Genomic DNA, 12560 nt, shown 5'->3' on the forward strand with positions numbered 1-12560 from the left:
TAATATTTAATTTTTGTAATTCTTTTTTAACTCTGCGCACTCGGAAAGTGTTTTGAAAGGAAATGGCAAGACCGTTGCTGACTTGTTCCTCACATAATAAGTAGCTGTCAGCTCAACGCATTTTTGCTTCAAGTAATCAGGCCCATCTAGAAATCTAATATGGTTGAATTGGCCTCGACTAAACTTGAAACCACCTTTTGGCATACCAACAAAATATGCCGAATGCTCTGCGTCATAAAAATGCCCAGTTTGAGACTCCAAATACTCATTATGCCCACCTTTCAATGAATAATTTAGAAGAACACCTGTTTCTTCAAAATATTCATCAAATAACTGTTTCTCTGCATTTGAGCGGTATTTTATCTCTGCTTTTTTAAAGTCCTCTTTATAAAATTCCTTTTTATTTGGAAATTGTTCCAACATTGAGACTAAGCGTGGTTTTATCGGGTCGTCAGAGTCATGGTTGTTAGTTAAAAAGCTATCAATATGCTTCCTTGTCATTCCTTCAATACTGCTTTTATCGAGTCGACTTAATATATCAAACAACACTTTGCCATCTGGTACTGCGGCAATACCCTCGTGAATAATTGAGCAAACCTGAACATCAGCTTTACTCATGTCGATAACATAACTGATATTTTCAAAGAATCGTTGCTTTTCAGGAAGTTCAATCCCTAAATCATCAAAGTAATATTCATCTCCAGATTCATAAGTAAACTTACCATCTTGGCACTTCATGATATGATAGATGAGAGGGTCTTTTTGATATCGTTGCTCTACCGATACAAACCAATAATTATCATTAAACTCTTGAATCAAAAACTGTTGTTTCTTGCATTCCAACTTTATCGCTATTTCTTTCACCCATGTATCAATCAACACCTTCAACCCCTTGCTGTCCTTTGAGGTTATGGTGCTGGTATATACGCTTTGTGTAGCAGAACTACGGTTGTAAAAAGATTGTTTTCTATCTTCTAAACCAGCATTTTCATATTCATTTTTGCTATCTAACACAACCAGTAACGGGGTGTTATCATCAACTTCATCAGGAGATATGAAAGTAACATCTACAGGCCAAGCCTCATTTTTAAGTGCTTCAAAACCCTCAGTTGAAAGTGAGGCATTAACAATATTAATACCGCCAGCTTCATTAACAACATCATAAATCTTGTTGTAAACACTTTTGATTTCAGCGTTACCATATTGTTGACGCCAATCAGCATTCACTTGTTTCAGTTTGATTTCTAACGCTCCATCAAAAACCTTATTAATTAGCTCAATGTAATGATGCAAAGCACCTGTTCTAGACTTTCTTAAAGAAATTGGTTTTTGCCCTGAAATATCAACAGCATTGCTTGTGAATTTTCCTTTGCCAGGACTATGAATAATCAATGAGCCTTTTTTATCTCTGTTCAACATTCCCGTCATCATGTCAAAAGAGTACTTAGTCGCTTGTTCAATGTAAGCAGGTGATTTAAATACAATCTCAGTTGGGCAAAAAACAGTACCTTTAAGATCAACAAACATAGAGTTAAACCGAACACTTTCTTTAAGATCAATACTTACACATTTATGTATTGTTTCTTTTCTGTAAGTATCAGCTCCAAGATAAAAGTATGTTTCACCTAACCCAGAGAACACCTGTTCTCCGGCCAGCTTCCCCAAAGCCCTTGTCAGTAAACGAGTAATTAAAAGATCATCACAATCTAAGAAGCTAGATTTTACAAAACCTATATCTGGTAGTTTTGCAGGTGCCTGGGAATCTTTACTCAGAAGTATCCAGTGCCTACCACCATGGGAAATCAAGCCTAAAGGAGATGTATGTTTATCAATTTTTGCAAGCCGCTTACCATAGGTCAATTGCTTAATATCTGAAGAAAAACTCACCTGATATAAACAGAACCTTTCGTCAAGAACTGAGTGTGTTATTGATACATCAATTAAGGTTGTTAAGCTCTTACTCATCACTAATTCCTTTTATTGTTTCTAAAAGATTCAACAATTGCTCCATTGGTGGGATATTTGATTGACCCGTTTTAATATCCAATACGCCCGGCACATCGATTACGTCTGCATCAAGCAGTTTTGCTGACTCAACTAAAACATTTTCTTTGTCAGAAAAAGTAGAACCAGTAATGTTGCTTCCTTCGCTATACGATACATTGATATATAATGCTTGTAGCTTTTTACCTTTAAAGTCAGGTGGCATCTTTTCTTTTAAATTTTTCAGCTTACTTTTACATTTTTCAAAGGTGTCATCTCTTTGTAAACAAGACTTATCCATATCCCAATGTTTTACGTCAATTAATAAAACCGTATTGCCAACGGCCAAATAACCATCAAACCATTCAACCGTCCCTTCAGGCATTTCTTCAATATAATAATTAAACTCTTTTAATATAGAAAATACGGCTTCCTCACCAAGTGCTCCCATGTATATGTCATACATTGCTGGAGAAATAATATATTCGTGCTGTCCAAAAGAAGTAGCGAACCCGTTTGTTTCAAAATGCTCTTTAATTACTTTATTTAACATTAGGATATTCAACCTAGCGGACAAACCAGATACGATATTCTGAGGCGAGTAATCATCTGAATTAATGAAGACTTGAGTAACGCTATGCTCATCTTTATTATCAATATGATAAGCATAGCTGCCTAATATTTCAGAACGAATATAATAACGGTTAGCTTCGCCTGTTGGTATTTCCGAAGAAGTAGGTTTATTCAACACCAACTTTCTTAACCGATTATACTGACCTATAGCATCGCTATTTTGGTGGCGATAAACACTCGTGATTAACCTTTGAATGTGAGAATGGTTACGGCTTGCTTTTGCAGAATATGCATTAGCTAGTTTTTCTTTTGCCTCAAACTTAAACTCTTTCTTCATCATAGTTATCAGTGCAGAATACTCAAAAGATAAATATGATAACTCACGATTATCGGACGCTAATGTTTCAATAAAGTCGAATTCAGCATCAAACATTATGCTAATCTCAGGCTGCTTCCACTCTGTTCTGCACATACGACCAAGGGCTTGCTCTATAAACCGATAAACTGCATACCTGTAGTCATCCGTATCTTTATATAAACCAATCATTGAGTTCACAGACATACTTTTAATATTTGATGCTATAAACTTGTTTAATATTGGCTTTACATCATTCGCAACCAACAACTCCTGCTCGTGAAGCATTAAAGCATCATGAATGTTCTTTTTAATCGCAATACTTCGTTCTTCTAATGCTTGATCTTCAAAGATATAGCTTCCGATGAGACTTTTGGGCTGCTCCAAATATATAGAATCAATATCTGTTTTATTTTGAAGTGGAGGCTCGCCATCTGGTCCAATATAAAATAATCCCTTGGTATTATTGATTTTATATGATGGTGATAAACCTGCGCCTGTCGCCTGATAGTTTGTTATGACAACCACCTTTTCATCAGTCTCTTCAAGCAATTCAAGCACCGAATTAAACTTATCATTTCGAAATGAAGCAGCATTGATATTTTCAAAAACCTTAATGCCATACTTAACGCCAATGAACTCCATGAACCTGAAGAATTCAGTTCCTTTATAGCTCTTATTAAGCATACAAAAATGGTATCTATTAGATGAGTGATCAGAAAACTTTTTAATTGAAGCTATTAATTTATTAACTCTCTTAGTTGCGAAATCAATTGATTTTGGATCAGAGGACACTTCAAGTAGTTTCGCAATTCGGCTCTCAAGCATTAAGTCATCGACCATACCGCCTAAAAACTCTTTATATAACGACTTAACACCACCACGAAGATCATTTTCAGATACTGCTGCCACGGAAATATTTACATTGTTTTCTTCATAACGCCTTTTAGACAAGTACTCCTGTTGAATGCCTTTTTTCTGTTGGTTATCTAAATGCTTGAACTTACTTCCAAGAATATTCTTTAAGTAAGGTAAATCAAAATTATGAATTGCTGTTCTGCTTGTTGCCGTAGCACTAATCCCCAAAATCTGTGCGCCTTCTAAAACCCAATTTGCCAATAACCCCGTTGGTGTTAGTGCTAGTTCAAAAGTTGCAGCAGTAGCGGTATTATCTAGATCATTAAATTTGCTAACTCTCGCTATTTCAAAGCCGCTATCATGGTAACTATAAGACTTATATTCTTTCTGCAATCGAAAACTTAACCTAGCACTCAATAGAGAAATAATATCGTACCTCATTTCAGCTAACCCAAAATGATTCAAAACCTTAACGACTAAATCTTCTGTTGAATGAGGTTTACTACCATCAATTTTCTTTAGATTATTTGATAAAGTATTTGTAGCGCTAAGCATTGCATTACAGAAAGCCCTAATAACCTGACTACCATTATTTACGAAGGTTATAGCGCTTTTATCACCTCCAGTTCCAATTTCATGTGAACCAGCTACCTCATTAATATTTGAAGTTAATTCATCGTGTTTAAAATTAATTGTATGTAATGACATTCTGTCGGATAGCATCGTGAAAACTCTGTTTTGGTTTTCAGCACCTGCCTGAATTGTTGTGTCCGTAATATAAGGTCTATAACTAATATTCCAGTTTGCATTAAACTCTTTTAATTGCGACCGAAACTTATTAAAACTCGAATCAACCCCTTCAAACTCTTCATCACCTTCAACTTTAAAACTTTGGAAGCTTGAATAGAGTCTGCGGACAAGAGAAATAACATCAAACTCTTTTGAATCTTTAAGTAAATGGCTTAAAAACTCTCCTTGCTGCCGATCAAATTCATCAAATATAATTAATGAGTCTTTTAAGACATCACTGATCCGATAGTTTTTCTCTAGAGAATGCCAAGGATAAAGTAACTTGGCGGTAGTCATAAAAATAACCTGAGTAGAGCTATCATCGATTCTACACGCAGGAAATATCTTAGTTAAAACGCAATAAACAGCCGATGATTTAGATATCTCTTTCTTATTTATTTTATCTTTAAATATTGTTTGAACTAACCGAAATAACTTACGATATTTATCACTTAAATCATCATTTAGTTGCGAGTTAGTTGATGTTTGTGCAGCTTGATTAAGTATTTTGATACTATCTTTGAGCGTATTAACCTTTCTAAAGCTAGTGCCTTCAATCTCCTCCAGTAACAACAACCAATCTTCTTCACTTAACAACTTTATTGACGTTTCTTGAGAAGGTATATGGATGATGTTTTTTAATACGAGCTTTTTCTGTTTTGAAGATATTTTTGAACTGGAATTAATTCGATTAATTAAATCTTCATATGCTTCTTTGACATTTACTCTAAGGTTGGTTGCGTAAATTAGTTTTTTCTTTGAATCACTTATTAGGTGCTCAATTTGCAGTTCAGTTGCCTGATATGTCTTTCCAAGCCCTGTTTGAGCATCAACTAATGCTATGAATCCTTCATCCTTTTGTACAGCTTCTGGACCCGCTAAATCTATATATGCTTTATACAGCTCACTATTCATTTCAATTCTATCCCTATAAGTTGAAGCATAAAATAATAAATGCTTTAAAAATCTGCACCTTGACTCAGAATAAACTTCATTCAATAACAGGTCGTTTTCTATACTTACAATTTAATGTATATTATTGCTACATGTAAATACTGTACACATATATGTGTACCATTTTCGAGCAGGTGCGAATGAACTTTGATGAATTAAAATGGGATCAAATTTTAAGATTCAGACTTATAGAGATAGTCGCTCTATGGGAAGGTAGGTTAACCACCAATCACCTCTGCGATGCATTCAAAATTGGCAGACAACAAGCATCTCGTGACATATCAAAGTACAAATCGCTTTTTGAGCATGAGCAAATCATTCTAGATCAAAAAATAAAGGGCTATAAACCTACGCCTGATTTCTTACCAAAATTTATCAAAGGTGCTCCAGGTGAATACCTGTCTTTCTTACACCAACAGCAAACCATGGATAATTGTTTTGAGTTTTTTAACTGGGGCAATGCCGAGTGTGAAATATTAAATGTTCCTGACAGAGCTGTATCACCTAATATAGTTAGAAAACTGATCATAGCGGCCCGCGAATGTCGTCGTGTGGATGTTGAGTATGTTTCACTATCATCGCCATACGTAAAAGGTCGAATCATAACGCCACATACTATCATTTATGATGGAGTTAGATGGCATGTCCGGGCTTACTGTGAAGAAGTTAAGACCTATATTGATCTGGTGCTTAGTCGATTTAGAAATGAGCCTGATTTAATGGATATTTCAACTCACACAAGAGATGGGGATGAAAGCTGGAATACCTATATAGATATCACTATCACTCCCAATCCCTATTTATCTAAAGCTCAACAAGAAATCATCTCCACTGACTACAACATGAAAGGCAATGAGTTAGTACTTAATGTCAGAAAGCCATTAAAAATGTACTACAAACAACGTTTTCATATTTGTGAGGATGATAACTTGTTAAAAAGTCACCCTGAACAATATCATTTAACACTTAAACTATCTTAATAGTGACTAAGTTATATAATCTACGATCATCAAATCAAATTAAACGCTTTAATAAACGGCTTATGATGTTGATGAAATTTTATATTGTCTGGGGAATTTAAGCGCTTTCTGCGCTTCTTGAAGGGTTTAGATATATAGCCCCAATTAGCACTTTTCGAAAAATAAATGACGTAATCAATCTTCGCATCACCCCATTTATTTTCAACTAAGTGAGACTCATCTGCTGACTCAACCGTTTTAATTTGAATCCGGTAGAAGTTAACGCCATCACTCACCAATAGATCTGTTTTCATATCATGGTCAATAACGGGAACAAAAACTTCCCAACCATCGTAGGTAAACCAACTGGCTGCTAAAGTTTCAAAAGAGGTATTTTTATAATATTGATTTGCTGGTGCTGTGCGGTTTGCATTTTTAACAGGCATAGTTATATCCGATATAAATTAATGCCGCAGGCCAGTAGGGACCTCTATATGCTGCGAACCCGGTATCTATAAAAGATCACCGCCAATTTAATATCACCATACAACCTGAACGGTTTGTATCTAATAGAAAGGCTGCCAGCCTTGCAATTTCCCATAACGGGTATCATGCATTAATACTATTATCAGACGATAGTGCCTGTGATAAAGCTTAAAACAAATCTAACAAATACAAAAAACTAAAGCAACCAACTTATAATTGAGCATACCTTAAGTTATTTTGCCCCATAAACATAAATAACCCTTTTAAACTTTCTTCTGATTCAGGATCATCCCAGCCTCTTAACCACCGAACTTTTATTCCCAAATAATTAGCCCATGCAACTGCTTTTTTCATATCCCTGTATTTATTACTTTTAGCACAAGATTCAATGTATTGATTTACCAATTTATACTGATGCCCACCAGCAGAGTACTTTGCTTTAGTAAAAGCTTTTTTATAAAAAACATTAGCATTTACATTATCTTCTCTACGGTAATAAAAATTTGCATAAGCCCAATCGCATAACCAACCTAAAGTATCTTCAAGCCCTTTCACCCTTAATTCACTTTCAAAATTTTCAGCTTGGGTAAGGGAACTAATACTATTTTTCAACTTTAGTCCTTTTCCAAAGAGTTCTGGAAACGACGTGGGCATTTGTTCTCGAATATTAAATTTTCCAGTTTCAAGTAGTGAATATGCCTGCAAAGACCCTACACATGATATATGCACCATTGCAGCTTCTCTCTCAGAAATACTTTTAAAAGCATCAGCTTCAATGTAGTCCTGTAATACACTAGCTCCGGCTTGCTGCTGAGCAGCATACCGTTGCCAAAACTGCCCAACATACTGATAATTTATCTCATCCTTTTCAGCCACAGTTAGATTTCTATAATCCGATTTAATTGAATCTAATTCGGCTCCAAGCCTTTTGTTAACTCGTTTTAACCTTCCTGACTGCCCTTTAATGTGCGCACACACATTTAAAAGGAAATAGTCCCCAAAAGATTTTTGAAGCTCTTTAAAAAAGAAAGTGGCGGCTCTTGCAATAAACAGCATTAATTTGAACTCACTCGCCTGCTTATCACTCACTAGTCGATGAGTCTTTTCATCTGTTGAGCTTTTTAATAATTTCAATGAATAATCAAGGTTTGCATACAAAGAGCTGATACTTGGCAATTGCTTCCCAGCCACCCAGCGTTGTGCCTTTTCTAGATTTTGAATCGCTTTATAGTCGCCTGCATCTTTATCTGAATTGTGAAATCCTGATTGACTAATCGAAAGGGAACGATAAATGAAATTCCATGCATGAGCCAAAGGCCAAGTAGTTTTTTTATTATTAGTTTCCGGCAGCACCCAAGAAATTAGCTCAGGAACATTGAGCTTCTCATCAACAACATTAAATCGTAGGTAGTTCTTATAAAAAGAAATAACCAATCTATCTAGCAAGTAAACCTTGATAAACCATTGTGTCGTTTTCTTTTTGCTTAAGTATGTTCCATCGTCTTTTAACACAGCTTTATAGGTCACTAAAAGCTCTTCGACGAATTCCATAATCATACAAGCGACTCGCTCATTAGGGATCGCTTTGATGAGAAGTTTTTTAAGTGTAATTAATAACTCATCAAGTTTGCCGTCAATTTTTGAGCTTTCATCAGCAAGTCGTTTCAATTGCATTTGAAGCGTTTTCTTGTCACTAGCTGATAATATTGAGTTATTTGGATCTTCTTTTTGTGGCAGTAGCCCAGAACAATTAAAGATTTCCCTAACTACTTCACCAATAGTGGGGAATGAGATTTCTATATTTTCCATAATTATAAAAGGCCCCAATGTAAGGGGCCAAACTCCATTTTATTTTTTACCGCCTTTAGGGGCGGCATTTCCTCGATTGCCACCTGATTTCCCACCCGTTGTGGAAGGCCAATTTCCGCCATTAGCAGGCTGATTTGATGCTGGTCTAGAGTTGTTGTTATTCGCCATAATTTAATTTCCTTTAAAGTTAATATAAAAATGCTTCCTGGTTTTTGAATGAACTCAGTGAAGTCGAAACGAACTTTAAATCATGGCTAATTAATAATATGCAGGCGTTTTGGCAACAAGAAAATCAATCGTAATATCAATTAAGTTGAAAACGAATAAATAAACATTAAAATATATACTTATCAGAATGTTAGCCAACCCACATTGATTCTACCAAGTAACATTCAAAAAGACTAGTTGGTACTTAAATCTCCTCTAAACCAGACGAAAAGTTATTGGCGTTGTGAGCACTTTATCCTCTAAAATTTAAGTAAGTTTCTTTGGCGGTGTTAGATATGAATACTGTGATTTCCGACTGGTTCGTTGTTTCCGTTTATGATGAAAATCTGCTGATTGGTAAGGTCCTATACGGAACAGTAATTGATGACAGCAGTTGTCGATATTTAAAGGGGGATTACGTTTGCACATCTGCTATAACAGCAATCAACTTAGACACTAAATTAGTAAAAACTCAAACAGGTAGCCTTTATCAAATTTTAGACAATGGGCAATATGAAGATATCCAGCTAAACGAGTTTGAACTATAAGGCTCTTATCTGAACTATGTTTAGTAAATTGATCTGGCTGGGTAATTGTTTGATAAATTGAATGTAGCCATTCAAGCTGACGCAGAGATAAATTATGTTGGCCTTTCAGCTTCCGGGCTGTTTCAAATAAGAATTTTTTTCTTTACCTTGAAGATCTGGATTACTTGAAAGCTTATATATTTCATCTACATTGAGCTTGTTAGCCCAAGCAACCAGTTCTTCAAATTTCATTTAAAATTATCCTTAATAATTACCAGTAAAGTTCCTAATTTAATTATTTATACATTAATTAAAAATCGACAGAAGTTTTTTCAAATTTAGAAGCAAAGCTGCTCAATGTATTATGTTCTTTCACTTCATCATGCGGAATAAGCAAGTATTTCCACTCTTTACCACTATTCTTTTGTAAATATTGAGATGCGTTCTCACACCACTTAGCGCCAGATTTAGCTTTTTCGGTTACTTCTTCATTCCATGAACCATCTTCATTTCTATGTTGAGTACTCTTGGTTTCAATCATATAAACAGCATTAGACGTTTCAGCAACAAAATCTGGTACATATTCAGGGTGTTCAGTCCCCATTTTATAGTACATTTTGAATTGACCTTTAGCAGGCTTGAACCACTTTTCAGCATCTCGTTCTACTATGACAGAAAATCGACGTTCCGTATCAGAGTCAAATTTCACAATAGGGTAAAGACATTTAGCGAAGTTACCGAAGAGCATTTGTTTAATTTTGGCAACTTCTTTTACTGTATCTCTAAAGCTATGAATATCCTGCCCTTTGGTTGCAGTGTACGAACAACCTTTTAAGGTAGTGAAACCACTTCTTACTTCAACTTCATACTCAGTTGCATCTTCATAAAAGTGCTTATCCATTTGCGAATGAATATTTTTAGCAATTGCGTCACTTTGGTTTTGAAGTACGTTTTCTACATCCTTATCATCTTGTAGATAGCCTTTTAAGTGCTCTACTACTTGTTGTGATAAATCATGAAGAATTTCTGCATGTTCATCATAAGAAATATCATCGTAGTTAAAGAGCTTTTTCAAAATGTAATTTTCTTTTATTGGTTCATAGTTACCTGTATCACCTTCACCAATTTCAGTTTGTTGGTTCGTTTGTAAACTTTGACTTACCAACTCTCTATCTTGCGGGTTAAATTTCAAGCCTGAAACATCAAGAGTGAATGGGCGGTAACCATTACTGACTTCACCTTTTGGAGTAACAATTACACGCGGAATATCAATGGTGTTGTTCACAACAAGCTCAGTCGCTTTTTCTATTACTTTTCCAACATTCACGTTACCTTGTTCATCAATTAATGTTTGTTGAACATTTGATAACTGTTCAGTAACTGCTTTAGTGATTTTTTCTTGTAATTCAGCGTCTAATAGAGAGCTACTGGTAGGAGCTTGTGAAGGTTTATGTTGAAACTGTTTAATAACATCCAAAGTAACTTGTGCAATAGTTTTTTCTGCAACACCATCAAATTGTGGTACTGATGCAGTACTTGAATTATAAGTAGTACCAGCACTACCAACTGGGGTATTACCTGATATCAAATTTTCAACATTTGAACCAACAATAACACTTTCTTTTGCTTGTTCGTCTTCAGGACGTTCTAAAATGAGCTGTTTTAATCGTAAAGGGTTTTCAGGATCATTGGCAGCATCAACAATTTCTTGAAACTTGTCATGTGCAACAATACTCAAACGGTCAACCGCTTCAACACCAGTTCGCTTACCATAAGGTAAACGTAAACCACGACCTATCGATTGTTCTATAAGTGTTCGTGCGTTAGCTGCCCTAAGTGGAACTATCGTATAAAGGTTAGTAACATCCCAACCTTCTTTAAGCATATTTACATGTATTACTATTTCAGTTTTTTCTTCAACACTTTCAACAGCAAGTAATCTTGCGATCATCTCGTCTTCAGCAGCACCCGATTTACTACTATCGACTTGAATAACCTTACCCTTATAGCGCTCGTCAAATACATCTTCTAGCTTAGTTAACAACTCACTCGCATGGGTTGTATCCCTTGCAATAACTAACATGAAAGGTTTAACGACTTTAACTTCGTTTACATTAGCGTAAGTCAATAATTCAACTTTTGTTGCCTCATGTAATCGAATACCGTCCATTAGCTTAATTGTTTCTAATTGATCTTTACTATGCTGGCTAGCGTCGAAATTTCGTTGTGTTACAACAGCAGGTTCTTTCACAAAACCATCATCCATTGCACGTGCTAATGGGTAATCTACAATGACATTTTTAAATGGTGCTGGTTTACCTGAGCCACCTTTCTTCTCAACAAATGGTGTCGCTGTTAGCTCTAAACCAAATATTGGTTTTAATTCATTAATAGCCTTAACGCCGGCACTTGCACGATAGCGGTGAGATTCATCCATTAAGAGCACTAAATCAGGTAATTTGGCTAAATGGTTAAAGTAACTATCACCGATATATTCTGATAAGCGTTTAATCTTAGGTGCTTTACCGCCTCTAACTTCTGAGTTTATTTTAGAGATATTGAATACATTAATCGTAACATTACCAAACATATCATCCATGTACTGGGCACCACGTTGTTGATAATTGTCTCCAGTAATAACTTCTGGAGGATAATTAGCAAACTCAGCAATCCCTTTAAATACATACTTTGCTGAATCAGGAGAAAAATCAGCTATTAGCTTATTATAAATAGTGAGATTAGGAGCAAGTACAAAGAAATTTCTGATGCCGAAAGCTTGATAAAGGTACGCAATAAAAGCTCCCATCAGCCTTGTTTTACCTACACCTGTAGCTAGAGCAAAACATAATGAAGGGAATTCACGCTCAAAGTCTTCTAATGTAGTAAACTCTGCCTTTAAAGTGTCTAATAATGCAGGCACATCGTGTTTATGGTCTAAAAGCCTTTCATCCGTAGCATCAATTGCTTTTGCTAATGCCTCTAAAGATTCTCTCTGAGGCGCTCTTAAACTTAAGCGACCAGTAATAGAGTTTAATGTTCTTGTATCCATTTTATTATCCT

9 protein-coding genes are annotated in these 12560 nt (G+C 35.4%); 2 read left to right on the plus strand and 7 right to left on the minus strand.

What is annotated here, in order from left to right:
- Positions 1-6 precede the first annotated feature (6 nt).
- A complete protein-coding gene (locus QUE03_RS13270) occupies positions 7-1887 on the minus strand; it encodes a hypothetical protein (RefSeq protein WP_286262212.1) in 1881 nt (626 codons plus the stop codon).
- Between the two features lie 70 nt (positions 1888-1957).
- Positions 1958-5473 (minus strand): hypothetical protein, encoded by a 3516-nt coding sequence (locus QUE03_RS13275; RefSeq protein WP_286262214.1) that lies wholly within the window; start codon positions 5471-5473, stop codon positions 1958-1960.
- Positions 5474-5652: 179 nt separating this feature from the next.
- Here QUE03_RS13275 and QUE03_RS13280 point away from each other — a divergent pair, with 179 nt between their 5' ends.
- Positions 5653-6492, plus strand: a complete 840-nt coding sequence (locus QUE03_RS13280; RefSeq protein WP_286262216.1) for a BrxR family helix-turn-helix transcriptional regulator — start codon at positions 5653-5655, stop codon at positions 6490-6492.
- 29 nt (positions 6493-6521) lie between these two features.
- On the opposite strand, the gene QUE03_RS13285 is transcribed toward QUE03_RS13280, so the two are convergent.
- The 3 genes from QUE03_RS13285 to QUE03_RS13295 all read right to left on the minus strand — a co-directional run bounded on the left by QUE03_RS13285 (position 6522) and on the right by QUE03_RS13295 (position 8934).
- On the minus strand, positions 6522-6917 hold the full coding sequence (locus QUE03_RS13285) for a PDDEXK-like family protein (protein ID WP_286262218.1): 396 nt from the start codon (positions 6915-6917) through the stop codon (positions 6522-6524).
- A gap of 250 nt (positions 6918-7167) precedes the next feature.
- Positions 7168-8766, minus strand: coding sequence for a hypothetical protein (locus QUE03_RS13290; protein WP_286262220.1), 1599 nt, complete (start codon positions 8764-8766; stop codon positions 7168-7170).
- 39 nt (positions 8767-8805) lie between these two features.
- Positions 8806-8934 carry a hypothetical protein gene (locus tag QUE03_RS13295; protein WP_286262221.1) on the minus strand — a complete coding sequence of 43 codons (129 nt, stop codon included), beginning with the start codon at positions 8932-8934 and terminating at the stop codon, positions 8806-8808.
- A gap of 335 nt (positions 8935-9269) precedes the next feature.
- On the opposite strand from QUE03_RS13295, the gene QUE03_RS13300 reads away from it, so the two are divergent.
- The gene (locus QUE03_RS13300; RefSeq protein ID WP_286262224.1) at positions 9270-9521 is read left to right on the plus strand and encodes a hypothetical protein; all 252 of its coding nucleotides are present in this window, start codon (positions 9270-9272) and stop codon (positions 9519-9521) included.
- Between the two features lie 105 nt (positions 9522-9626).
- Here the strand turns inward: QUE03_RS13300 and QUE03_RS13305 are convergent, their stop codons facing one another.
- Together QUE03_RS13305 and QUE03_RS13310 are read right to left on the minus strand one after the other, a co-directional pair.
- A complete protein-coding gene (locus QUE03_RS13305) occupies positions 9627-9752 on the minus strand; it encodes a hypothetical protein (protein ID WP_286262226.1) in 126 nt (41 codons plus the stop codon).
- Positions 9753-9810: 58 nt separating this feature from the next.
- Positions 9811-12549 carry a DEAD/DEAH box helicase gene (locus QUE03_RS13310; protein ID WP_286262228.1) on the minus strand — a complete coding sequence of 913 codons (2739 nt, stop codon included), beginning with the start codon at positions 12547-12549 and terminating at the stop codon, positions 9811-9813.
- Positions 12550-12560: the final 11 nt, after the last annotated feature.

It is taken from the genome of Thalassotalea atypica (assembly GCF_030295975.1).
GTDB lineage: Bacteria > Pseudomonadota > Gammaproteobacteria > Enterobacterales > Alteromonadaceae > Thalassotalea_F > Thalassotalea_F atypica.

Bases quoted from the DNA above. Each gene is read 5' to 3' on its own strand.
- QUE03_RS13275 (WP_286262214.1), bottom strand. From the start codon at position 5,473: ATGAATAGTGAGCTGTATAAAGCATATATAGATTTAGCGGGTCCAGAA.
- QUE03_RS13280 (WP_286262216.1), top strand. From the start codon at position 5,653: ATGAACTTTGATGAATTAAAATGGGATCAAATTTTAAGATTCAGACTT.
- QUE03_RS13285 (WP_286262218.1), bottom strand. From the start codon at position 6,917: ATGCCTGTTAAAAATGCAAACCGCACAGCACCAGCAAATCAATATTAT.
- QUE03_RS13290 (WP_286262220.1), bottom strand. From the start codon at position 8,766: ATGGAAAATATAGAAATCTCATTCCCCACTATTGGTGAAGTAGTTAGG.
- QUE03_RS13295 (WP_286262221.1), bottom strand. From the start codon at position 8,934: ATGGCGAATAACAACAACTCTAGACCAGCATCAAATCAGCCTGCTAAT.
- QUE03_RS13300 (WP_286262224.1), top strand. From the start codon at position 9,270: ATGAATACTGTGATTTCCGACTGGTTCGTTGTTTCCGTTTATGATGAA.
- QUE03_RS13305 (WP_286262226.1), bottom strand. From the start codon at position 9,752: ATGAAATTTGAAGAACTGGTTGCTTGGGCTAACAAGCTCAATGTAGAT.
- QUE03_RS13310 (WP_286262228.1), bottom strand. From the start codon at position 12,549: ATGGATACAAGAACATTAAACTCTATTACTGGTCGCTTAAGTTTAAGA.